The 23,305-nt window shown below is 44.2% G+C and carries 18 protein-coding genes; 9 read left to right on the forward strand and 9 right to left on the reverse strand.

All coding sequences use genetic code 11. From position 1 onward, the window contains the following. Nucleotides 1–369 precede the first annotated feature (369 nt). The gene (locus A3EU_RS0113420) at nucleotides 370–987 is read right to left on the reverse strand and encodes a DUF4294 domain-containing protein (RefSeq protein ID WP_020536690.1); all 618 of its coding nucleotides are present in this window, start codon (nucleotides 985–987) and stop codon (nucleotides 370–372) included. A 384-nt stretch (nucleotides 988–1,371) separates the two neighbouring features. On the opposite strand from A3EU_RS0113420, the gene A3EU_RS0113425 reads away from it, so the two are divergent. Beyond that, the gene (locus A3EU_RS0113425; RefSeq protein WP_063824175.1) at nucleotides 1,372–4,482 is read left to right on the forward strand and encodes a basic secretory protein-like protein; all 3,111 of its coding nucleotides are present in this window, start codon (nucleotides 1,372–1,374) and stop codon (nucleotides 4,480–4,482) included. Nucleotides 4,483–4,713: 231 nt separating this feature from the next. Here the strand turns inward: A3EU_RS0113425 and A3EU_RS0113430 are convergent, their stop codons facing one another. Next, nucleotides 4,714–6,555: a hypothetical protein gene (locus A3EU_RS0113430; RefSeq protein WP_020536692.1), complete on the reverse strand. Its 1,842-nt coding sequence runs from the start codon at nucleotides 6,553–6,555 to the stop codon at nucleotides 4,714–4,716. Between the two features lie 165 nt (nucleotides 6,556–6,720). Between A3EU_RS0113430 and A3EU_RS35270 the strand changes: the two genes are divergently transcribed. From A3EU_RS35270 to A3EU_RS0113445, 4 genes are all read left to right on the forward strand, one after another. Further along, entirely contained in the window at nucleotides 6,721–7,077 is a 357-nt protein-coding gene (locus A3EU_RS35270) for an MFS transporter (RefSeq protein ID WP_156825758.1), read from the forward strand. A 2-nt stretch (nucleotides 7,078–7,079) separates the two neighbouring features. After that, a complete protein-coding gene (locus tag A3EU_RS30420; protein ID WP_169433353.1) occupies nucleotides 7,080–8,042 on the forward strand; it encodes an MFS transporter in 963 nt (320 codons plus the stop codon). 95 nt (nucleotides 8,043–8,137) lie between these two features. After that, nucleotides 8,138–10,060, forward strand: coding sequence for a tRNA uridine-5-carboxymethylaminomethyl(34) synthesis GTPase MnmE (gene mnmE, locus A3EU_RS33630; RefSeq protein WP_020536693.1), 1,923 nt, complete (start codon nucleotides 8,138–8,140; stop codon nucleotides 10,058–10,060). 17 nt (nucleotides 10,061–10,077) lie between these two features. Further along, entirely contained in the window at nucleotides 10,078–10,494 is a 417-nt protein-coding gene (locus tag A3EU_RS0113445; protein WP_020536694.1) for a hypothetical protein, read from the forward strand. 28 nt (nucleotides 10,495–10,522) lie between these two features. Here the strand turns inward: A3EU_RS0113445 and A3EU_RS0113450 are convergent, their stop codons facing one another. Then, complete coding sequence (locus A3EU_RS0113450; RefSeq protein WP_020536695.1) at nucleotides 10,523–11,326, reverse strand: alpha/beta fold hydrolase; 804 nt, start codon at nucleotides 11,324–11,326, stop codon at nucleotides 10,523–10,525. A 157-nt stretch (nucleotides 11,327–11,483) separates the two neighbouring features. Between A3EU_RS0113450 and A3EU_RS0113455 the strand changes: the two genes are divergently transcribed. Beyond that, nucleotides 11,484–12,452 (forward strand): endonuclease/exonuclease/phosphatase family protein, encoded by a 969-nt coding sequence (locus A3EU_RS0113455; RefSeq protein WP_020536696.1) that lies wholly within the window; start codon nucleotides 11,484–11,486, stop codon nucleotides 12,450–12,452. Here the strand turns inward: A3EU_RS0113455 and mqo are convergent. The 5 genes from mqo to A3EU_RS0113480 form a co-directional block, all read right to left on the reverse strand. Next, nucleotides 12,439–13,947, reverse strand: coding sequence for a malate dehydrogenase (quinone) (gene mqo, locus A3EU_RS0113460; RefSeq protein WP_020536697.1), 1,509 nt, complete (start codon nucleotides 13,945–13,947; stop codon nucleotides 12,439–12,441). The genes A3EU_RS0113455 and mqo overlap by 14 nt on opposite strands. A gap of 120 nt (nucleotides 13,948–14,067) precedes the next feature. After that, nucleotides 14,068–14,466, reverse strand: a complete 399-nt coding sequence (locus A3EU_RS0113465; RefSeq protein WP_020536698.1) for a VanZ family protein — start codon at nucleotides 14,464–14,466, stop codon at nucleotides 14,068–14,070. Nucleotides 14,467–14,650: 184 nt separating this feature from the next. Then, nucleotides 14,651–16,054: an L-serine ammonia-lyase gene (locus A3EU_RS0113470; protein WP_020536699.1), complete on the reverse strand. Its 1,404-nt coding sequence runs from the start codon at nucleotides 16,052–16,054 to the stop codon at nucleotides 14,651–14,653. Nucleotides 16,055–16,309: 255 nt separating this feature from the next. Further along, nucleotides 16,310–17,227 carry a kinetochore Spc7 family protein gene (locus tag A3EU_RS0113475; RefSeq protein WP_020536700.1) on the reverse strand — a complete coding sequence of 306 codons (918 nt, stop codon included), beginning with the start codon at nucleotides 17,225–17,227 and terminating at the stop codon, nucleotides 16,310–16,312. A 416-nt stretch (nucleotides 17,228–17,643) separates the two neighbouring features. Further along, complete coding sequence (locus A3EU_RS0113480; protein ID WP_020536701.1) at nucleotides 17,644–19,017, reverse strand: glutamine synthetase family protein; 1,374 nt, start codon at nucleotides 19,015–19,017, stop codon at nucleotides 17,644–17,646. 165 nt (nucleotides 19,018–19,182) lie between these two features. Between A3EU_RS0113480 and A3EU_RS0113485 the strand changes: the two genes are divergently transcribed. The 3 genes from A3EU_RS0113485 (at nucleotide 19,183) to A3EU_RS0113505 (ending at nucleotide 21,668) form a co-directional block, all read left to right on the forward strand. Continuing rightward, nucleotides 19,183–19,473: a hypothetical protein gene (locus A3EU_RS0113485; protein WP_020536702.1), complete on the forward strand. Its 291-nt coding sequence runs from the start codon at nucleotides 19,183–19,185 to the stop codon at nucleotides 19,471–19,473. Between the two features lie 481 nt (nucleotides 19,474–19,954). Then, the gene (locus A3EU_RS35525; RefSeq protein ID WP_020536704.1) at nucleotides 19,955–20,296 is read left to right on the forward strand and encodes a T9SS type A sorting domain-containing protein; all 342 of its coding nucleotides are present in this window, start codon (nucleotides 19,955–19,957) and stop codon (nucleotides 20,294–20,296) included. Between the two features lie 445 nt (nucleotides 20,297–20,741). Next, complete coding sequence (locus A3EU_RS0113505; protein WP_020536706.1) at nucleotides 20,742–21,668, forward strand: glutaminase; 927 nt, start codon at nucleotides 20,742–20,744, stop codon at nucleotides 21,666–21,668. 6 nt (nucleotides 21,669–21,674) lie between these two features. Here the strand turns inward: A3EU_RS0113505 and A3EU_RS0113510 are convergent, their stop codons facing one another. Then, on the reverse strand, nucleotides 21,675–23,177 hold the full coding sequence (locus A3EU_RS0113510; RefSeq protein ID WP_020536707.1) for a leucine-rich repeat domain-containing protein: 1,503 nt from the start codon (nucleotides 23,175–23,177) through the stop codon (nucleotides 21,675–21,677). Between the last annotated feature and the right edge of the window lie 128 nt (nucleotides 23,178–23,305).

Below are 23,305 nucleotides of genomic sequence, written 5' to 3' on the forward strand. Positions count from 1 at the left end.
GAGTCAGAAGATATTATGCCTTTGGTGAAAGCCGAGTTGGGTATAGAAGAGTAAAGGAAGATTGCCTTGAATCTCGGGGGACTTTAAATGAGTCATCCCGAATTTTGGCTTAGGCCAAAATCCAAGCTGACTACAACTAAGAACTAGTCATTAAGCATCTGAAAAGAGTGATTTATCTGACTATTTGTACGAAACCCCATGATTTCACTAGTAGAAATCATGGGGTTTCGTCTTTAACGATAGGTTTTGCAGTTGGTCAGCACGGATTTTGATGACAATCAAAATTCGGGATGACTCATGTTGTTTTTGATGTGATTAGCATAGTTGAAGAATAGCGGCGTCATATTTATTATGGCTCAATAGCTATACTTAGTTACCGGTAGCTGCAGGGACATCATAGGATACATTAAAGTCATCTAGGACTGCATCCAAAATCCGATCTTCACCATCGATGTAACCGTCTTTTATACTGTGACCAAAGAGCTTGCCCATGGTGTTCCAGTAAGAGGCCGTTATGCCGCCGCGCAAATTTTTGATCAAATCATACATCGGGGTATCAAGCTCTCGCTCAATCATCTTGATGAGGATTAACCCTTGTGTTTTACTCAGGTTCTTTAGAGGGTCGGCAAATTCATCTTTTAGTTCTCTTTGGAGTCGACGGATATAGCGCTTGGATTCTCGTTTGGAGAGGTTATTCATGGCGTATTCCGTTTCTCTGAAAATACGAATTGCTTGTATTGCGTAAGGGTAAACCTTGAGTGCATACTGACGGTAGCGACGATAGCGGCGATAGTCATCTTCGTTTTCAAATGCACGTAACGAAGAAATCGATACTCCTTCCAGGCTGGCGACAATCAAGGTGTCTCCGCAATCATCGATCATGTATTTGTAGTATTGATCATTTACTCTGGTGTACCCCCCTGTTTCCTGAGCGGTCAGGCTGGTTCCAAAAAAGATGATCAGGCTACTTAAAACTAGGTACTTCATAACATTCGGCTTTTATGCTTTTCAGCATTTCACTTTGACACTATCCTTAAGATACCGCATTTACACCATTTGGCGGGTGTTGTTTTGGGGTATTTCATAATTGAGACGTCAAAGCTCTGGATAATAACGCTTACAGGAGCTATTTAGTCGGCAAATTGTAGAAGAAATTTAATGCTTTAGCAATACTTAGAGCAAACTAATCACTGATAATCATGGTTTTAGAAAGAGAGGAGATGTGTCTTCAGGCTTGCGCTAGGCTTTAGTTTAAGAAATGTTTAACGCATTGGGTACCCATCCTATACATCTTGTAATGGCGTCTAGCGTTTTATATGTGCTTGATTAAACTTGTTATCCCTTTTGAACCAAATAAAAAAATTGCCTCTCATGCGATTATCAATAATCACAATGGTTTTGGCACTCTTCATTGCCTCACCAGAAGCCGAGGCTCAGTACTTCGGCCGTAACAAACCTAATTACGAAAACTTTGATTTCAAGGTTTTAAAATCCCCTCATTTCGAGTTGTATCACTATCTCGATAATGATGCCTATATCCAGAATTTTGTCGCTCAGGCAGAAGAATGGTATGGGCAGCACCAAGCGATCTTACACGACACGATCAGAGAACGAAATCCCTTTATTCTTTATGCTAACCATGCTGATTTTCAGCAAACCAATGCTATCGGTGGTAGTATTGGGGTAGGTACTGGTGGAGTGACGGAGGCCTTCAAAAATCGGGTTATCATGCCCATTGCTATGTCGAACCAGCAAACGCACCATGTTTTGGGGCACGAGCTGGTACACGCTTTTCAGTACAACATGATCATTAACGGGGACTCTACGAGCCTGCGCAACTTGGGGAATCTTCCGCTTTGGATGGTAGAAGGTTTAGCCGAGTATTTGTCGATAGGGTCAGTGGATGCCCATACAGCTATGTGGATGCGCGATGCCGTTTTGCATGATGATTTTCCTACTCTGAAGCAACTCAATAATCCTAAATATTTTCCCTACCGTTATGGACAGATGTTTTGGGTGTTTGTCACGGGTTTGAAAGGGGACGATATTATTGCTCCTTTCTTTGAGGAGACAGCGAAGTATGGTTTTGATACTGCATCTAAGCGAGTCCTCGGTATGGGAAGTGACGATCTTTCGAAATTATGGAAGAACACTATCGTTGATTATTATCAAAAAATGATTGACGGCCGAACAGAACAGTTTCCTGGGAAAGAACTAATCAGTAAAGAGAATGGTGGCCGATTGAATATTGCTCCAGAAATTAGCCCTAACGGTCGTTATGTGATTTTTCTTTCCGAGAAAGATGTTTTTGGTATCGACCTTTTTCTGGCGGAAGCCCGCACGGGTAAAGTTATCCGTAAGGTAGCAAGTAGTACACGTAGTGGTCATATCGATGATTTCAATTACATCGAATCATCGGGTACCTGGTCGCCTAATAGTCAAGAGTTTGCTTATGTAGGTGTTGCGAAAGGCGACAATATTCTTCTCATCAGTGATGCGGAGACTGGTAAGACAACTTTTGAAGAACCAATTCCGGGCGTACCTGCTTTTAGCAATCCAGCATGGTCGCCAGATCGTCGAACGATTGTGGTGACGGGCTTGGTGAATGGCCAGGTAGACTTATACGCTTTTGATATTCGTACTAAAAAAGTGACCCAGTTGACGGACACTCCTTTCTCTGAATTGCACGCAAGTTGGTCAGAAGATGGTAGTCGACTCTATTTTGCAACCGATGAAAGCAGTATGCGCGAGGATAGCCGTCCTTTTGGAAAATACCACTTTAATATCGCTGAGTTGGACGTAGCTTCAGGCGTAATCACGAATTACCCCTTTTTTCCAGGAGCAGATAACCTGAACCCGGAAGAAGACGCTAACGGAAACATCGTTTTCTTATCTAACCGTGATGGCTATCGCAACTTATATCGTTACAATAAGGGTACCGCAGAGATGGTACAGTTGACAGATTTGATCACTGGTGTGAGTGGTATCACTCATTTCTCTCCTGCATTTAGTATCGACAGGAAACGCAATCGCTTGGTGTATACCTACTTTAGTTCCCAGGGCTACCGCATTTATCAGGCGGAAACCGAGGATTTATTAACCGAGGTAGTAGACCCTTTGGCAGTAGATATGACGGCTGCGACTTTGCCTAGAGTAAATAAAAGGGCTCCGAGTATCGTAGATCCACTGTTGGCGTTGAATACCGCCGGAGTTGATTTAAACGACAGTCTTTCTCTGCAACCGGGAATTTACCAATCGAAATTTAAGCTAGACTATATTGGCGGCGGTGGTGGTGTAGGTATTGGAAGCAACCAAACCTTTGGGACTACTACTGGTGTTGCTGGTGGCGTAGACCTGATGTTTAGCGATATTTTGGGTAACAACCAGTTTTTTGCGAGTATTGCGATGAATGGTGAGCTGATAGACGTTGGCGGTATTGTCGCGTATATTAACCGCAAGAACCGAGTTAATTGGGGTGTTTCCCTATCTCACCAGCCTTTCCGTAGTTTTAACGGAAGTGAGATTGAATTAAGAGATACACTTTTCGGAACTGGAGGAGAGCCTATTTCTCTGGTTGATCGGCAATCGTTATTTGAGACCAGGATTTTTCAGGAACAGCTTGGTGTATTCGGGCAACTCCCCCTGTCTAGTACAATGCGGGTAGAGCTGAATGCCAATTACTCTCTTTATTCAGGTCGTTTAGACCGTCGTGATTTTTACTACCAACCCAATACATTTCTCTTAGTAGGGCAGGAACGCAACAAGGTGGATGATATCCCTGGTTTTCAAATCGGACAAGTAGAAGCTGCCTGGGTGAGCGACAACTCCTCTTTTGGGATGGCAGCTCCGCTAAACGGACATCGTTACCGAGTGGCATTGGGTAAGTATTTTGATGAATACAACTTTACCTCTGCTACGGTAGATTTTAGGAAATATGAATTTGTGCGTCCAGTAAGCTTTGCTTTTCGGGCGACCCATTATGGCCGTTATGGTGGTAATAGCGATCAACTCTTTCCGCAGTATCTGGGATACCCCTGGTTTATTCGTGGATTGAATACAGCAGCTGGTCAGGAAATTTTCTTAGGTTCCGGTCGTGATTTTGATGAACTGACGGGATCTAAGATTTTTGTTTCCAGCTTTGAGGTGCGCTTGCCGTTTACGGGGCCTGAGCAATTGGCATTGATAAAGTCAAAAGCCTTGTTCTCCGATTTCAACCTCTTCATTGATGGGGGGATAGCGTGGACGCAGAATGATCAGCTTAGCGGCCCTATTTATACCTTGGATCGTAATGGTGAACCATTGATTAACCCGGAAACGGGGAACCCTTTTGTGGCTTATCCGCAAGTGAAGCCTGTTTTTACAGCGGGTGCTTCGCTTAGAATTAACCTTTTTGGCGCTTTGGTGGTGGAACCTTACTATGCGGTACCATTGGTAAAGAATACCCGAGGGGTCTTTGGGTTAAACTTGATCCCGGGCTGGTAGTAATGGACTTTGGTACGATAACTTTATAAGGAGTAGTAGTAACCCTAGGTCGCTATGAATAGTTGCGTCAGTGTGATTTTCTCAAAAAAGCTGATTGCTACTCAATAATTGAGCGGTATCGAAATACTTCGATACCGCTCATAATAATAGGGTCATCTTAACCCAATATGCTGATTTTTATAGGCTCAAGATTTGGGGTGGCTTATATACCTCCTCGTTTGTCAGCCTGATTTATAAGATGTTTAAATAATCACGTTCCTCTACGCTTTTGGTAATGGTTGATCCATCGCCTATTTTGTAAGAAATGTCAAGCCTTTTTTTAATACCATGGTAAGGATCATGTCCCATGATATTGTTCCGCACATGTATTTTAGTTGAGCCATTATTGATATATGCTTGAATACGGTCTTTAACGTCGATTGTTTGCCCATTTAATCCGTATATAGCACTTGTTACTACGATGTCTTCAACGGTTGAATCCCAAGAGCTAGACTCATACCCCAAAAAGTTAGCGGCAAGTTTTTCAGCGTTCGAAAGATGAGTCCATTTTTTGTAAAAAGAAGTCGGCTTTGGACTGTTGGTATCCCAATTTGTTGCACTCCAACCCAAGGTTTTCCATAAATCCTGTTCTGTTGTTGCAATATCATCCCAATTAAACTCATACCAATAAGTATCTGGAGCACCAGAGCTTCTCGCCAAATAACCTCGGGGTGGATCATTGTCCCAACTTTCCTGGTCGTAACCAAGATCTTTAACGGCCTGTTTTTCAGAAGAATTCAAATTATTCCATTCCGTGACAAATGTCCTTGGGTATTGACTTCTTGGGCCATCCCAATTTCTATCATTCCAGCCTAGGTTGCTCCATAATGACTGGTTATAGGAGCCCAGCTCTTCCCAAGAGTACTTGTTCCAGTAAACATCTGGATCCTTTTCTTCTTTCGCTGCTTTTGCTGTAGGGTAAGTCGGAGGTTGTTCAGGGCCGGCATAGATCTTAAAATCTGAGTACATTGTTGCAATATTGAAGCAATAGCTAACACCTAAACCTACTCCTGCTTCTCCTCCTACGCCTACACCGACTACGATTTGTACCAATGAAGGGGGGAAGTAAGATACAGGGTCAAAGGCTACTGCAATGCTGGCACCTGCTTCACATTCAAAAGATGCCCCTACGTCAATTGCTACACCAGGAACGCCTTCTGGTTTATTCACATGGTAGCCTAATAATAAATTAGCAGATACCCCTCCTTCTACGCCTAAGCCAAGTCCAGCAACAGCGACAAAAGCAAAGATGGCTCCGTTGTAATCTTCGATCAATTTTGCATCTGGTGTGTTGAGTATCTTGTTGTATAAATTGTCCGCATTTTTAATCATGTGGATAAATATCCCTATGTCAATTACTATACCAATCGCGGCATTCACACTTACTACGGCTCCTCCTTCTACAGATCCGTAAATCACAATACTCCCAATGTCTTCATCCTCTATTTTGTTGATAATAGCGTCGAACGCGGATAATTCCTTTAGTAGTTTCAGGAGCTGTAAGATAGTTTTTTTGCCGTCACCGTCAGCAATAGCTTTACCTAGGTCGACAGCCTCGTCAAAGATTTCTTTTAGGTCTTCAAACCAATTTAATACAGGCAAGGAATGATCAGCTAGTGTATCTGCAAGTGTTTTAAGGCGGTCGGCTAGTTGTTCTTCGACAAACTCTTTAGCTGCCTCGTAGCCTTCTTTAGCCAAGTCTTTAGCTCCTTCTAATGCGTCATCTCCTATTTCTTCAACACCATCAATAATACCTTCTCCAAAGTTGGCGGCGTCTTTTCCTATGTCCACCATTTTATCAAATCCAGCTTCTCCTTGTTCACGGGCAAATCTAACTCCTTCTTCTATAATGTCTTTGCCATTTTCGAAAAGGAGTTCTCCCCCTTGTTCACCAGCTTCCTTCATGTGATTAGCAAATGCTAACCCTGATTGAAAAGCATCCCCTGCTGCACCGGAAACGACATGTAAGCCATCTTGAGCTGTGTCAGAAAGTGTTTCGAACCCTTTTTTCAGGGTTTTTCTTGGATCCCACATAGATTTTAGTTTTAGTTGCTAAGTGTTGAAACCAATGATAAATTTTTCACTTAGCTGTTCAGTTAAGAATGATTTGGCTTCATTCTTTTATGTAGATGAATTGTCAAGAGGTAAGTGGAAACGAGATTTTTTTCGGAATTGCTGATTTTTTAGTTCAAAAAATCTTTGTGTAGACTTCAAATCTGGTCGTTGGGGCTTCAGAAAGGTAGAATTTCTATTGTCTTTATAAATACCTTTAAACTAGAAGAAATACTGAGCGTAAAGTACCTTGTACTAGATGTCAATATTGTAATTTCGCGGATGATTCCTAACCTCCATTTACGACTTTCCGTCTTACAGTTTTTGCAATTCTTTATTTGGGGCAGCTGGTTTGTAACAGCGGGCACTTACCTGCAAGGCACATTAGGCTTTAGTGGCTTGGAGGTGGGGATGATTTATGGGACTACAGCCATAGCGGCTACTATTTCTCCTTTTCTTTTAGGTGTTCTTGCTGATCGTTTTTTTCTACGGAAAAGATTTTAGGTTTGCTACATATTGTTGGTGGAGGCTTGTTGTTTTGGGTCTCACAGGTACAGGAATTTGCCTGGTTTTATCCGCTAATGTTGCTGTATGTGCTTTGTTATTTACCGACCTTTAGTTTGTCGAATGCACTGTGTTTTCATCATATTGAAGACACGAAGCGAGATTTTCCTCGAATTCGAGTTTGGGGTACTGTTGCCTGGATTTTAGCTGGCCTTTTGATAAGTTGGTTGAAAGTAGAAGATCAAGTGTTGCCTTTTCAGATAGCGGCTACCTGTTCGGTATTACAGGGGCTCTATTCTTTAACGCTCCCTGCAACGCCTCCGCAAAAGCAAAAAGAAAACCTGTTACAAAGTCTGCGTGGATCTGAAATGCAGGCATTGTTCAAGGATCGTTCGCTGGTAGTGATGGTTGTCGCAATAGCGCTTATTTGTATTCCGTCTTCTTATTACTACAGTTTTGTTAATCCATTTTTGAATGAATTTGGGGTAACCAATGCCGCCGGAAAAATGGCTTTGGGCCAGATCACGGAAATCATTTTTATGCTGGCGCTGCCCTGGTTTTTTGTGCGTTGGCGTTTGAAGTACATCATTTTTGTGGGTTTACTGACTTGGGGCTTGCGCTATGGTTGCTTTATTCTCGGGATTCATTTTCATTCAGAAGCTTGGCTAATGTTGGGAATAGGAATGCATGGGCTTGCCTACATTTTCTCGATGTTATCAGCGCAAATTTATCTGGATACTCGGGTGCCTGTTCATTTACGGGGTACAGGTCAGGGGTTTTATTCTTTGCTTACGTTGGGGATCGGTGTTTTTATTGGTTCCACAATTGCGGGTCAGACAGTCAGTGCTCATACGCTTGCCGATCATTCCCATAACTGGGCACAAATTTGGTGGCTTCCGACTTGGTTTGGGGTAGCTGTAGCGTTTGGCTTTCTCTATTTTTTCAAAGGGAAGCAGCGGGCTTAGAGCAAGTCTGAAACAGACGCTTAGTAATTCTAGTTTTTATTCTAATTTTGTTTTTGTGTCGATTGTATTGCTGTTTTTTCTTATTAAAACGCTTCATGGGATATTCTACGCATAATTTATCGGATACGATTGTGGCTTTAGCTACTCCGCAAGGAGTGGGAGCTATTGGAGTGATTCGGCTTTCAGGGCCGGCAGCGATTTCCATTGTAGACAAGACGTTTAAAGGAAAAAACCTAAGAGAACAAGCAAGTCATACCGTACATTTTGGCACTATCCGTGATGAATCGGACAAGATACTGGATGAAGTATTAGTGACCCTGTTTGTAGCGCCAAGCTCTTATACAGGTGAAAATGTGGTAGAGGTAAGTTGCCATGGTTCTGACTTTATTATCCAGGAGCTGATGCGGTTGTTCATTCGCCAAGGTGCGCGTTTGGCGCAAGCCGGAGAGTTTACGATGAGGGCTTTCTTGAATGGGCAGATGGATTTGAGTCAGGCAGAGGCGGTAGCCGATTTGATAGCCTCTAGTTCGGAGGGGAGCCATGAATTGGCCATGCAGCAGATGCGAGGTGGTTTTAGTCATGAAATTGCTGCTTTACGGCAGCAGTTGATCGATTTTGCAAGTCTAATTGAGCTAGAGCTAGATTTTGGTGAAGAAGATGTAGAGTTTGCCAACCGGGATGACCTGCGCGAGTTAGTAGAAAAAATTCAAGGTGTACTGCGGCAGTTAATTCAGAGTTTTCAGCTAGGCAACGTCATCAAGCAAGGCGTAAATACCGTAATTGCAGGTCGGCCTAATGCAGGCAAGAGTACCCTTTTGAATGCCTTGCTCAATGAAGAGCGCGCAATAGTAAGTGAGATCGCAGGTACAACGCGTGACACGATTGAAGAAGTACTGAATATAAAAGGTATCCAGTTTCGACTGATTGACACTGCAGGTATCCGAGAAGCAGAAGATGCAATTGAAGCCATCGGTGTAGAAAAAACTATGGAAAAGGTACGGCAGAGTAGCCTGCTGGTTTACGTTTTTGATGTGGTTGATACCCAGCCCGCAGAGGTTCGTGCCGACCTTGCTAAGCTGGTGACGCCCGGTATGCACGTGCTGGTGGTCGCGAATAAAATGGATTTGAATCCGTATACGAAGTGGGAGGACTATGGCTCCACCCCCGGCCCCTCCTCGCGAGGAGGGGAGGTAAGGGAGGGGGAGGAGATTGCCTTCGGCTCCTCCTCCTCCTTTGGTTCTGCCTCCTCCTTAAAAGGAGGTGTGGTTGGTAAATGGAGGACAGCGGAAGGTAGAATTTACAAGCTCTTGAAAGAGAAAGCACGGGAGATGAGGAAAAATCCTACTGAGGCAGAGGCGGCTTTGTGGATTCATCTGCAAAGAGAACAAATGGAGAATTGCGAATTTAGAAGACAGCATGTCATTGGTAATTTCATCCCTGATTTTGTTTGTCTAGACCGGAAATTGATTTTGGAAATAGATGGGGGTTATCACCAATTGCCAGAAGTGAAGTTGAGCGATCAGCAAAGGACTACGGTTTTAGAAGAAATGGGCTACCGCGTACTACGCTTTAAAAACGAAACAGTCTTTAATAACATAGGTAGTGTGCTGAATACTATCAGGCAAGCGCTGCAAGAGCCCTTGCCTAGCGAAAATCGCGCAGCTGTCTCCCCTCCTCCGGAGGAGGGGCCAGGGGTGGAGCAAAACAACTGGGTACCTATCATCGCTCGCGAGGGCATGAACGTACCTCACCTCAAAGACAAACTCTATGAGGCAGTGCTCTCAGAGAAAGTGAATGCCGATAGCACCATTGTGAGTAATGCTCGCCACTATGAGGCGTTAGAAAAATCCTACGAAGCACTAGCTGCTGTGTTGGAGGGGATGGCAACAGGAGTGACTTCCGACTTTATAGCGATGGATATCAGGCGATCACTACATCACCTTGGAGAGATTACGGGAGAAATATCTACGGATGATTTGCTAGGGAATATTTTTGGAAAGTTTTGCATCGGGAAGTAGTAATAAAAACAAACAACATGAAAGAACCACCCCTGTATCAACAAGCCTTTATTCAATCCATCGAGTTTACGGTGCTCGAAATTCGGGAGGAGTTTCCTAAATTGTTGGATGGTGATGTGGTATTTGCTTTTGATCAACTCGTTATCTATTTTCAGACCTTGGCTAAGGGGAAAGAGGCCAAAGAGCCCTTGTCTTCTTCTGACAGGCGCCAAGCGCTTTTAGATGAAATACTCAACGTTATTGAAGAAAGGGAAGAGTTGGAAGCAGACTCGTCTGTTGTCAATAATCCGGAAATTAAACCTAATGGTAACCCGATACCCTCGTTGCCGGCATTTTATGCAACATGTATAAAAACGTTATCAAAATCTGTACGGTTCTGGAGCAAGGAGGCAGGGAAGACGGGATATCTAAACTACATTAATAATTTCCTCTAAGTTGTTGCTTATTCAGGCGTGCCAACAATCACTCCCCCATCTTCTCGTTCAGGAATTCAAGGCACAATTGGTTGAATATGCTTGCCTTTTCGATAGAAACGACATGGCCGCATTTAGGTACAATCTTCAAGTGGGTATACTGGCTGTGCATCCTTGCGTATGCTTGGGCAGCATAAAGAAAAAGATGGTCCTGTGCACCACTCACAAGTAAATGAGGATGTGATAGTGGTTGTTGAAAAAGCCTCTTTAGTGTTTTGTTTAGACCATAGTACATATTGGTCCATTTACGGAACTCCTNGGTAGTGAGTACGCGTGACTCCTTAATGAAAACTTTTCTCGATTTTTGGTGATTGGTGCGCGGCATCATAATCAGCGCACTAAGTTTGTAGAAGTTGGGATAACCAATGATTTTGGCCAGTCCCAAACTCATGGAAGCGAGCACTTTTAGCTTGGTGTTTAACTGAAGGATAGGCCCTGATAAAATGATAGACATGGTTTGTTTCGGGCGCAATTCCCGCATCTCTAAAACAATAATAGCACCTAAGGATACCCCTACCAGATGAGAGGCTTTGATCTGTAAATGGTCAACGACTTGCCAGATAGCAGAAGCAATGGCTCCAAAGGTGTAAACATCAGCAGAGTTGCTGCGTTTAGCCATCTCGCCGTGCCCTGGCAAATCAATAAGGAGTAGGTTGTAAGTTTGACTCAAGTCATCAATTTGTCTACGCCAAGTCCTGGTACTTCCTCCTGCGCCATGTACAAATAGCATCCAAGCCGCATTGGGCTTGTCGCAAGGATAGGTTTCATAATAAAGCAATTGGTTATTCAACATGCAGTAAAAACGTATTAAGGACGGAGTGGTTATTTTTTCGGCTAGTTATTATGCCGAATGATAGCCTTTGTTAGGAAGTATCCTGATGAAAATCAACACAAAGTACTTCTTCTGCGTTAAAACAATGTTAACTTAAGGACAGATATAACCACTGGCCATGAAAAATGAACTTGCATCCGCTAAAATTCCTGCCAAGATAGCAGCAGAATTAGAAGAGTTAGAAGATGTACTCGACCAATCGATTCCTGCTAAAAGCCTGGATCGTAACCTCCTGGTTGCTACCTGGAATATTAGAGCATTTGGGAATATCACCAAGGAGTGGCAATCGGGGAAAGAAGATTCTCCTCGTAGAGATATGCATTCCCTTTATCTGATTGCAGCCATCGTAGAGCGGTTTGACGTCATTGCTATTCAAGAGGTGAAAGCCAATGTTGCCGGGTTGCACCAAATGATGGAAATATTGGGGGACGATTGGAGTTTTATCCTTACGGATGTTACGGAAGGAGATGCGGGGAACGGAGAACGAATGGCTTTTGTCTTTGATACACGACGGGTAAAACTCTCAGGTCTCGCCTCGGAGTTGGTTGTTCCCAAGGAACAGCTTGATAACATTTCAGCAGGGGCTTTAAGAGAGCAGTTTGCCCGCACGCCTTATGCTGTGAGTTTTAAAAGTAAGGGCGAAACGTTTATTCTGGTAACCCTCCATATTCTTTATGGAAAATCTAGTGGAGACCGTATTCCAGAACTTAAAGCAATTGCAGATTGGATGGCAAAGTGGGCTTCTGGCTCCGATAGCTATAGTGATAATTTAATCGCTTTAGGAGATTTTAATGTAGATGCTCGGGGCGACTTGTTGCACGAAACTTTTATTTCCAGTGGGTTGTATATTCCTGACGATTTAGCCGCTGTGACCAGGAGTATTTTCAATACGAGCAAGTTTTATGACCATATTGCCTGGTTTAATGGCCGTAGCAAAAAGTCTAAGTTGAGTATGGAATACATTAAGGGAGGAAATTTCGACTTTGTCCCGCATGTATTGAAAAACAGAGGTCTTAATACCCAACAAATCTCCTGGATGATTTCGGATCATTATCCGCTTTGGGCGGAGTTTTCTATTCGGGATTAGTAACATCCTCTTCCAACTTCAAAATATCTGTCGTCCTTGTACGGGTTTTATCAAGAAGCTCTTTATTGGTAATTAGAGATTGCCCATAGGATGGGATCATCGTTTTTATCTTCTTGGTCCATTCTGGAGAAGCTAGATTGTCAGGGAAGCATTTAGTTAGTACCTCCAGCATGATTGATACGGAGGTAGATGCCCCAGGGGAAGCTCCCAGAAGGGCAGAAAGTGTTCCATCTGAACTGCTCACTACTTCGGTGCCAAACTGAAGCTTGCCGCCTTTTTTGTCGTCTTTTTTAATGATCTGTACGCGCTGCCCTGCGGTTTCTTGTTGCCAGTCTTCGATCTTCGCTTCCGGATAATACTGCTGGAGGAAGCGGAACTTATCCTTTTTATCTTGTAGCACCTGCTCTACCAGGTATTTAGTAAGGTCCAGGTTTTTGGCACCTGCTGACAGCATTGGCCAAACATTGTGCATCTCAATAGAGAGAAAAAGATCAAGGTAGGAGCCATTCTTTAAAAACTTGGTAGAGAACCCTGCATAAGGACCAAACAGCAGACAGCGTTCGCCATTGATCATTCGGGTATCTAAATGAGGCACCGACATAGGTGGCGAACCCACAGCTGCTTTCCCGTATACTTTGGCTTCGTGCCGTTGGATAATATCTTTGTTGTTGCAGCGCAACCATTGCCCGCTCACGGGGAACCCACCGAAGCCATTGGCTTCCGGAATGCCTGATTTGTCTAATAGTTTTAAAGCTCCCCCACCAGCGCCGATAAACACAAAATCGGCTAATACTTCTTTATTCTTTCCTGTAGTAAGGTTTTCTGTACCCACTAGCCAGCGGCCGTCTGGCTGCTTTTCGATATCTTGTACTTCGTGCGCCATATTCACCTCTACACCCTTCAAATCCTCAAGGTAGCGGATCATGCCGCGCGTGATATCACCAAAGTTAACGTCGGTACCAATGGCCATCCGGGTAGCTGCAATCGGATATTCGTCCGTGCGTCCTTTCATCATCAGAGGAATCCATTCAGCGATCTGTTGCGGGTCTTCTGAGTAAAGCATATCTTCAAAAATGGGATACTGCACCATGGCCTCGTAGCGCTTCTTGAGGAACGCAACATTGTCAGCACCCCAAACCAGCGACATGTGGTCGATATCATTGATGAATGCTTTCCTTTGAGACAAGTTTCCTCTTTCTTTGAGGTAAGCCCAAAACTGTTTGGACACTTCAAATTGTTCTGAAATCCGCAAAGCTTTACTCAGGTCTATCGTCCCGTCTTCTTTTTCCGGCGTATAGTTTAGTTCACAAAAAGCCGAATGCCCGGTACCTGCATTGTTCCAGGCATCGGAGCTTTCTTGTCCGGCCTTGTCTAGCCTTTCAAAAATGGTGATTTGTGCATTTGGGAGCAGCTTCTTGAGCAGTACCCCTAGCGTAGCGCTCATGATTCCGGCCCCGATTAGGGTGATGTTCTGCTTAGATTGCTCAATATTCATTTAGCTGGCAATGATTTCGTTTGGGGCAAAAAGCTGCTTGTGTTACGATCTACTTGATCGCAAGGAGTCCGTAAGTTACGGAACTTGTATATTCTGCCCATTTCTGCCCGCTAAAAGTAATCAGTTCTCAGGTTTACTAATTCGTAAAGCCAACCAAGAAAATAGGGTAATTCCCAGTAGGTCGCAAAACATATCCCATAGCTCAAAGTTGCGTGTCGAAAGGGCCATTTGTGTAAACTCCTCTAGTATTGCAAAAACCAATACGAGCAAACCTCCCAACAGTATTTGATGGCCTGAGATAGCAATCTTCCTGTTTTTTAATGCCAGGTTGACCAAAAAAGCAAGGACACCATAGAGGAAAAAGTGCCCCAGTTTGTCCCCAAAAGGCAGGTGCCTGACGAACTTACTAAAGCCTATGCTCTGGCCGAGGTCTGCCTGGATGATGATCCAAAAAATGAAAGCCAGGAAGGACAGTGCCAAGACGGGCCAGAAAAGTTGTTTTATCGCTAGTTGCTTCATTAGTCAAAGTACTTTGAATTTAAAAGTCAATAGATATAACCGAATGACAAGCACATTTATTTTCCAGGGAGCTTAATTGTATGGTGTTTTTTTTGGGGCTGAATGGCCCCAATGTAAAACCCAACAGCCAGGGCTAATTCATGAATTAGCCCTGGCTGTTGGGTTCACCCTAGCTATTGATTTCTTAACAGTTAGGTAGCACTACCGGCAGGTTAAAAGCAAGTCCGCCCTCGGACGTTTCCTTGTACTTGTGATTCATGTCTTGGGCGGTATCCCACATGGTTTTTACGACCACATCGAAGTTTACTTTACAATCATCAGGATCGCCGGAGAGTGCCAGGTTGGTAGCAGTTATTGCTTTGATTGCTCCCATGGTATTGCGCTCAATGCAGGGTACCTGAACCAGCCCTCCGATGGGGTCGCAGGTAAGGCCAAGGTGGTGTTCCATTGCTATTTCGGCGGCCATGAGTGCCTGTTTGGGGCTTCCGCCTAAAACCTCGGTGAGACCAGCAGCAGCCATAGCGGAAGAAACGCCAATTTCGGCTTGACAACCACCCATGGCTGCGGAAATGGTAGCCCCTTTTTTGAAAAGGCAGCCTACTTCACCCGAGGCGAGTAAAAAACGTTCGACATGGTCCAATGTATTGCAATCACAAAAACAATACATGTATAAAATCACGGCAGGAATAACCCCTGCTGCGCCATTTGTTGGGGAGGTGACTACCCTGCCTAGCGCTGCGTTTTCTTCGTTGACCGCGAGCGCGAAACAACTTACCCACTTGTTGACGGTTACAAAATCTCGGGACGATTTCATTACGAGCGCTAGCCACTCGTCGCGATTACTAAAAGCTGCCCCTTTGAGTAATTCCTGGTTTAGCTTGTAGGCGCGGCGGCGGACGTTTAAGCCTCCGGGCAAAATACCCTCGGTGGTGACNCCTCGGTATACACAATCCAGCATCGCTCGGAAAATGCCATCCATTCTGCTTTTGAAGGACCGGAAATTGCGAAATCGCAGCTCGTTGGCCCAAACAATATCCGAAATCCGACAATCGTGCGTATTGGTATAGTCCAGTAATTCCGATCCCTCGTCGATCGGGAACGGTAGCCACGCTTGCCGGATATCTGTTTGGGATACGCCCTCTTGTTCGATAAACCCACCGCCGAGAGAATAGTAGGTGTGTTCTTCTATCAATTCATCCTTATAGAAGGCCTTAAAGGTAAGGGTGTTGGGGTGGCCGGGGAGGCTGTGCCCGTGGAAGATGATGTCCTGTTTGGGGGAGAAAGTGATATCGTTCTTATTGACTTCCAGTCGCTCCTCTCTAAGAATTCGTTCAATGATGGCGGGAATTTCCTGGGTGTCAATAATGACGGGGTCGTGGCCTTCCAGGCCTAGCTGTACGGCCACATCGGTGGCGTGCCCGCGGCCTGTTTTTGACAGTGAACCGTAGAGGTGAACCTCGAGGTGGTCAATGTCTTTTCCCCAAAGTGCTGCCGCAAACTGGGTTGCAGCATTCCAAGGGCCAAGCGTATGCGAGCTGGATGGGCCTACGCCGATTTTGTAAATATCAAATATGCTTAAGCGTTCCATAGTAAAACACTTGTGGTGACCACTGGTTAGCAGTGGCAATGGTGGTTAGGGCAAAATACCTTACGGCAGCTATACTTTGGTAGAAGTAAATCTTGAATTTATTCCTAGCTCTTAGCGGGTGCAAAGCTACAGGTTTTAAACAGGTAAGCTCATAAAATAGGTAAAATAAAAAACGGCTAAGTGCGTGAGCGCCTAGCCGTCAATTATCCAAAGGGATACTTGGGAAAGTGTTTGGGTATTAATGCAAAAAAAATATTAACGCAGACGGAAGGTAGATGATCCTAGGAACCCTACGTCGGTATAGGCACTTAGCGTATAGTTTCCGGCATCGAGTTTATTCTCTAGCTCGTGGGTAAAGGTCAAGCGTTGTGATTCCGTCAACTCCTCCTCACGGGCTTCTACCGCCATGATATCCTGTGGTTGACCATCAAGCGGGCGGACAGTCGTAGTGATGTAGTCCGTGCGGGGGATCGGTGTTCCCGTTTCGTCTGTAATCACCAGGTAAATAGGGCGTGAACCCTGGTAATCAGCTGGTACACCTTCCAGCTCAAAGCTGGCTGTAATCCTACGTGCTCTTCCTGATTTGGCCGTTGCATTACCGCTTTTTACCTCTGGAGAAATCTCAAAAGAAGTGGCTTTGAAGCTTTCATAAGTCAGTGCTTTAATTTCACTGTCTTTTTGTTCATTGGATTCATTGAGCATAGTGTTCTGCTCTGTAGACATAGCCAGGTCGCCTTCGAGTACGCCAATTTCCAGGCGTAAAGAATCGTTTTGAGCCAGCATACTGTCCATGTTTAATTGCAGATCCTGCTTGACACGCTGCAATTCTTCGATCTGCGCCCGTAGATCGTTGATTTCGCCAGCAGAACTACGCTTGGCCTTGCTCAGTGCTGCTTTAGCACGGTTCAGGTCTTCCTGCGATTGTGCCATCTGCCCTTGCAGGCTGTTGTTGTCCTGGGCTAGTTGGTCGTACTGTATGACCATGCTGTCTACTTCGGCAGCTAGTTCATCCCGGAGGGTTGACATGTCTTCTAAAGAAGCTGTTACCGCCATTTTATCGGCTTGTAGTTTGTCTACTTTGCCCGAGGTGCTGCTACCCCAAATTAAAGAACCGATTAGTGCGATCGCCAGTAATACCACCGCAACGATTAATCCGCTTTTTTGATTTTTCATAATCTCTAAGAAGTTTGAATAAAAATGTAGGCTACCCTTTGGTGGGGTAACCAATAGATGATGTTGTATAAAAAAGTCTTGTTAACTGGAGAAATAAACCTTCATTAAGTGATCAATACGTAATCACTTGAAATCATGCTTTTTTAATGAGGTTTAAATTGTACCTGAAGGCAGATAATTAAAATGTCGTGGTAGAAAACTCACATAGATGTGTATTGCGCAGAAAACAAACTGCGATTTTTCTCAAGTTTTCCAAATAGTTAAATCGCTTAAAATAAATCGCTTATTTAACTATTGTGAAAAATAAAATCGCTTTTTGTTTTCGTGCTGTTCTTTATTTACGGGATTTAAAACGGCGCGGGATTCTTAATATTATGTTAAAATTGCTTTTTTTCTCAGAAAAAGGCTAGTCTAAGTTAGATGCGCTCGAAATAACGTCTTCTTTCCCAGTCGGTTACCGATTTTTCGTAAGCACGGGATTCCGTTTGAAAAAAATGGGTGTAATGGGCTACAACGTCTTCGCCAAAGGCATTTTTTGCGAAGCTACTTTGTGAAAATAATGCCGTTGCATCTGCCAAAGAGGTAGGCACCATCTCCAATTCTTTGGCCGCATAAACATCTCCACTAAAAGCTTCGGGCGGCGCTGTTTGGTCTTTTATACCCTGTAAACCTGCCGCTAGTGAAGCCGCAAAAGCGAGGTAAGGGTTGCAGTCTGCGCCTGGGATGCGACACTCTATTCGCAAGCTTTCGCCTTTTCCAACTACGCGAAACCCTGCTGTGCGATTGTCATAGCTCCACGCCAGGCGTGTGGGTGCCCACGAAGCATCCTGGTACCGTTTGTAGGAGTTGACGGTAGGTGCAAAGAAAGGCATGACCTCTGGCGTATATTTCATCCACCCTCCCAGAAACCAGCGAAAGATGGGCGAACAGGCAACACCACCAAACGACTCTTTGCCAGCGAAGGCATTTTTGCCATCCTTCCATAAACTCAGGTGGATGTGGCAGCTTGATCCCGCTTGGTCTTCGGCGTATTTGGCCATAAAGGTCACGGCGTAGCCCATGCTGTCGGCCACTTCTTTGAGGCATTGTTTGTAGACGATGTGCCGATCGGCCATTTCCAGTACTTCAGCGTAGCGAATATTCAGTTCGTGTTGGCCAAGGCCCCATTCTCCCTTGGAGGTTTCTACTGGCACGCCCGAACGCTGCAAGTGGCGACGCACCCGCCCGTGGAAATTTTCGGTACGAGTACCTTGCAGAATGTGGTAATCTTCGAGGTACCAGCCTACGGCTTTTAAATCTTGGTAATGCTGTTCGTGTGCTTGGCGGTAAGAATTTTCAAAGAGGTAATATTCTAGCTCAGAGGCACCCGCAGCAGTATAGCCCAAGGTTTGGAGCAGCTTCATTTGATTTTTTAGTATTGATCGGGGGGCAATACCTTCTAATTGGTGTTCCTGGTTATGAACATCGGCCAATACGATAGCTGTTTTGTCCAACCAATCAGCAATCCGTAAGCTCTTCAGGTCAGGAACGAGGTGGAAGTCGCCGTAGCCTTTTTGCCAGTTGGCAGAAGCGTAACCGGGTATAGGCTCCATTTCCATATCTGTCGTAAGGAGATAATTACAGGCATGGGTACCTTCCTCGGCAATCTTTTCTACAAAAAAATCTGCCGCAACACGCTTGCCCACCAAGCGGCCATAATGGTCGGTGAAAGCTACGATGATCGTTTCTATTTCTTCGTTAGCTGCCATCGTGTGCAGCTCTTCCATACTCAACATTCCTTTTAGCGTCATCTTTGGTGCCCTTTTTGTGTAGGGGTAAAGGTAAGCGCTTCGGGTAAAGGACCAAAGTTGTTCTATCTTTGGGGTGTTGGGGGGAGTGGGAAGTAAGTTGGCGGCCAATTTTGAAAAGGAGAAAGAGTACTCAAAAAATATCGCGGCTTTTCTAAAGAAGAACCAATGAATGTATCAAAAAAGGTTATTGAATTCCTAAATAAAAGAACTCATCCTGAACTTCTTTTTCTTGCTGATATGAATGGCTACGGTGCGTTATACCTAGAACTTTTCAATGAAGTGAAAGACTTTGAGGACGTTGCTTTGGAGTTAGGGTTAGAGGAAGACTTTAGAAAATACATAAGCCAGGTAGAGAATGAAAAAAATATTCCTAGACGATCATTACTTGTGGGTGAATTTGAAGATTTTTTGCTTGAACATATATGCCTGTCTTTTGCGAAAAAGATTTATTCCTAAAGTAAGAGGTGTTTGTTTGCTATATGATTTTTGATTTTTTTTTAGGACGTAGAAAAGAGATTGGGTACTAATCGTTAGCAGGGGATGATTGACACTTCATTTGTAATTAAGCGTCGTAATGATGTTCTACCTTAGATTTGACTTTCGACTATTACTGTTAATTTAATGGTTTTATAGCTTAATAAAAACACATGTTTAATAAGTTTATCATGAAAAATATTCTTTTCCTGCTGTTGCTTTTAGTAAGCAAAATATATGCTCAAGGCATATTTAATTTTAGTGAGGCAAGTCTTTTATGTTATTTGGAAGTTCCAAGTCAATCAGTTTAGCACCAAGATAATTGTTTTTAACTTTACTCCAATCTACCTAAGTAGTTACGTGAAAGGTATAATTGAAAATGGAGAGATCAATTTTATTGGCGATACGCTAATTGCTAGTAACCTTTCAATTAATAGCTATATCCCGATGACAATTTTGCAAAATGACATGTTTTGCATTTCAGTATCTTGAAGAGCTTTCAAGAGGTTATGTAAATGTTGCTAGCGAGTCGGCACTTGTGTCATGTTTGACCTCAACCGAGGATAGGCCTAGTGTCGAATTCACTGTTTTTCCAAATCCAGCACAAGAACAGATAAATATTACTACCGAAGATCAGGATTACTATGATGTACAAGTTGTTAACAGTAGAGGGTTAACGGTTCTTGAACTAAATAAAAGTCTAGGGTTAACAACTATTGATATTAGCGGACAGGAAACAGGGTTCTACATGTTAATACTCACTACTAAAAACGGAAGAGATATAAAGAAAATAATAGTAAGGTAGCTGGTTACAACTTAGCTTGTGCGATAAGCCTCGTTCTTCGGCACTACACCACAGCCTAGCCGTTGTGTGCAAAAAAAATACTACAAGGAATTAATTATGAAGTTCACAGTGTTTCTTTTTGTTTCCGTATTATTCGCTTATTTGACTTGGGCCAGTCATCTCCTTTTTTCAGGAGTCAATCCGTTTCCTGAAAATCTTAGTATGCTAGCAGGTGTTATTGGAAAAGTATCACCGCTTAAGATTTCAGTATTATATTCTCTTGTAATGTTTGCTATGTTTTTTCGAAGCATGTTTTTCAGCAGGAAAGCAGCTTCTCCGTATCCAGAAATACTGGATCAAGACGGGTCAATTGAGATTGATTGAGAACTGTATAGATTTAGAATGTAATACCTTGCAGAGGTGTTAGGTATAAAATAAAAACAAATGAAACAGGAAACCTTGGACTATGACCAATTCAAAACCCGATTATAACGAGCTCTTATCTGGCATTGTCCAGGAATTAAAGCCTTACTTTGGGCAAGGGCAGCAGGCCGATTATATTCCGGAACTGGCCAATATTGACCCCAATAAATTCGGCATTAGCTTGGCTTTTCTTGATGGAAGGACTTTTACCTATGGGGATAGCGAAGAACGATTCTCTATTCAGAGTATCTCCAAAGTATTCACCACGGCGGCTGCTTTTGGTCTGGTTGGTAAAAAGCTGTGGGAAAGAGTAGATGTAGAGCCTTCGGGGACACCATTTAACTCTTTACTTCAGTTGGAACAAGAACAGGGGATTCCTCGCAATCCTTTTATCAATGCAGGAGCACTGGTGGTAACGGATGTTTTGATGAGTAACCTCAATGATCCTTATGCAGATATGCTCAACTTTGTACGCGAATTGAGTGGTTGTCCAAGCATTGAGTATAATCAGGTCGTTGTTAATTCTGAACTGGATACCGCCTATCGGAATGCTGCCTTGGCTTACTACCTCAAGTCTTTTAACAATCTTGATAACCACCCGATTGAGGTGTTGAAACTCTATATCCATTACTGCTCTATTGAAATGAGTTGTACGGAATTGGCGCAGGCTTTTCATCTTTTTGCCCGCCGAAATCGGCTCGATTGTAACATTCCAGATCTAACGCCCAGCCAGCTCAAGCGCCTGAATGCACTGATGCAGACTTGTGGTTTTTATGATGAATCTGGCGAGTTTTCTTTCCTTGTGGGGCTACCCGGCAAGAGCGGTGTGGGTGGTGGCATTGCGGCCGTTTACCCTGATTTTTATAGTGTTGCCGTCTGGAGTCCGAGACTTAACGAAAAAGGAAATTCTATCTTGGGCATGAAAGCGCTGGAGTTGTTGACTTCCAAATCGGGGTTCTCTATATTTTGATATAGTCTACTGCATCAACTTCCACCAAACAGCGGCTTTTCCACGCCTGGAAGGGAGCGTAAGCATTCGCTCTCGCTGAGCCAAGGCGATATTAAGACTTCCTGGTAGATAAGGCAAGAGTACATCTTCCCAAGTAGCACGATCTGCTGGTGAAGCTACTAACCAGCGCTGTAATAAAGTACTTACGAGTTCATCGGGGGTTCCCTGGTTTCGTAGTAGCTGTATTCCCAATTGGAAAGTCCCCGAATCTGGCGCACGGAGCATTCTTTCGAGGTTGGCTAACTGTACCCGGTCTCGGGTTTGAGTAAGGTACCGGCGCTCTTTGCGATCCAACCATTGCACCAGTTGACGTTCTTCCATCACTGGCATGGCCCCAACTTGTTGATCGAGGGTAGAAAACTGGTGCCCGAGAAGGACGCCGGTCGCTTTGGCGGGTTTGTCTGTCCAGTCGATACCCGCTGCGGTGAGCCGGTTTTTCATCATCGTCATATCACTGGCCATGTTGCCACACAACCACCAGGTTCGGCTACGGAGTTGGCCGTCGCGAGCAGGATATTTACGAAGTAGTTCATAATGTGCCCCCAATTGGATGAGGGGATGCAGGTTGGCGTTTAAGCAAGACCAAAGGCTGCCAATTTCTACCTGTCCTGCGGCAAAACCTTGCCACAAACGAAAACACAAGGCCCGCCGAGAGGCTTCCATCCCCGGTGGTAGTTCTGCCAGGAAACCACTCAATTGTTCCTGCAGCTTGCGGCTCAATCCACCGTAAAGGTGTCGAAGTTGCGGGAGCTTCAGCAGCAATGCTTGCACGCCAGGCCAGTTGGTCGGTGTTTGGCGAACATCAATATAGCTGAGTTGATCATTTTGGGCCAATTGGGGCAAACTCAGCTGTATGGGGTTGTACGAAGCTTCCAGTCGTTGCAATCGTTTTAGATCAAGCCAATTGAGCGGGAGGCTGGATAAACGGTTGTTGTTAATAACTAGTGCGTATAAACTCGCGGGCAGTTTCGGTAATTTTTGCAAACGATTGAACCCAAGATTCAGATATTGCAGATGTCCGAGGTTTTCCGAAAGTACGGTAAACTCTTGTAGCTTGTTATTGGCTAGATCCAGGTGTAATAGTTCCGGGCAATGCAGTTGCAGGGGGGCAATGCCTTTGAGTTTGTTTTCACTCACGTCCAGGCTTTCCAGCGAAAGCGAAATGAGGTGTAATTGTCGCAGGCGGTTGTTGCGTAAATCCAGGTGTTTAAGCAATGGAAATAGGCCGAAAAAATCATCTTCTACCCGAGTAATCCGGTTAAAGCTTAGCTGTAGACTCCTCAGTTGGGTAAGTTCTGCCAGGCCAGCGGGTAGTTTTTTTATCCGGTTGTGACTTAAGTCCAGACTCTCAAGGTTGGGTAGTTTTTTCCAGACTTTGGGAGGTACTCTTTCGAGGTCTTGCCCGCTGAGTACCAGGTGCCGAATTTCATGAGAATGAGCTAATGCTTCCGCCAAGCTGTTCGCGTGCATAGGGAGATAAGTCAATTTCCAATAAAGATAACTATTTTTGCAGCGTTCAAGTGAGCGTATAAAAATAAGGTGATCCAATTTGGGTTTAGTAAGAAAAAGATAAGCAACGGACTAAAAAGAGGTTGTGT

Source organism: Lewinella cohaerens DSM 23179, from assembly GCF_000379805.1.
Classification (GTDB): Bacteria; Bacteroidota; Bacteroidia; order Chitinophagales; family Saprospiraceae; genus Lewinella; species Lewinella cohaerens.

Bases quoted from the DNA above. Each gene is read 5' to 3' on its own strand.
- A3EU_RS0113420 (WP_020536690.1), bottom strand. From the start codon at position 987: ATGAAGTACCTAGTTTTAAGTAGCCTGATCATCTTTTTTGGAACCAGC.
- A3EU_RS0113455 (WP_020536696.1), top strand. From the start codon at position 11,484: ATGAAAAATGAACTTGCATCCGCTAAAATTCCTGCCAAGATAGCAGCA.
- A3EU_RS35525 (WP_020536704.1), top strand. From the start codon at position 19,955: ATGACATGTTTTGCATTTCAGTATCTTGAAGAGCTTTCAAGAGGTTAT.
- A3EU_RS0113510 (WP_020536707.1), bottom strand. From the start codon at position 23,177: ATGCACGCGAACAGCTTGGCGGAAGCATTAGCTCATTCTCATGAAATT.
- A3EU_RS0113425 (WP_063824175.1), top strand. From the start codon at position 1,372: ATGCGATTATCAATAATCACAATGGTTTTGGCACTCTTCATTGCCTCA.
- A3EU_RS0113445 (WP_020536694.1), top strand. From the start codon at position 10,078: ATGAAAGAACCACCCCTGTATCAACAAGCCTTTATTCAATCCATCGAG.
- mqo (WP_020536697.1), bottom strand. From the start codon at position 13,947: ATGAATATTGAGCAATCTAAGCAGAACATCACCCTAATCGGGGCCGGA.
- A3EU_RS0113505 (WP_020536706.1), top strand. From the start codon at position 20,742: ATGACCAATTCAAAACCCGATTATAACGAGCTCTTATCTGGCATTGTC.
- A3EU_RS0113430 (WP_020536692.1), bottom strand. From the start codon at position 6,555: ATGTGGGATCCAAGAAAAACCCTGAAAAAAGGGTTCGAAACACTTTCT.
- A3EU_RS0113480 (WP_020536701.1), bottom strand. From the start codon at position 19,017: ATGACGCTAAAAGGAATGTTGAGTATGGAAGAGCTGCACACGATGGCA.
- A3EU_RS0113485 (WP_020536702.1), top strand. From the start codon at position 19,183: ATGAATGTATCAAAAAAGGTTATTGAATTCCTAAATAAAAGAACTCAT.
- A3EU_RS0113465 (WP_020536698.1), bottom strand. From the start codon at position 14,466: ATGAAGCAACTAGCGATAAAACAACTTTTCTGGCCCGTCTTGGCACTG.
- A3EU_RS0113475 (WP_020536700.1), bottom strand. From the start codon at position 17,227: ATGAAAAATCAAAAAAGCGGATTAATCGTTGCGGTGGTATTACTGGCG.
- mnmE (WP_020536693.1), top strand. From the start codon at position 8,138: ATGGGATATTCTACGCATAATTTATCGGATACGATTGTGGCTTTAGCT.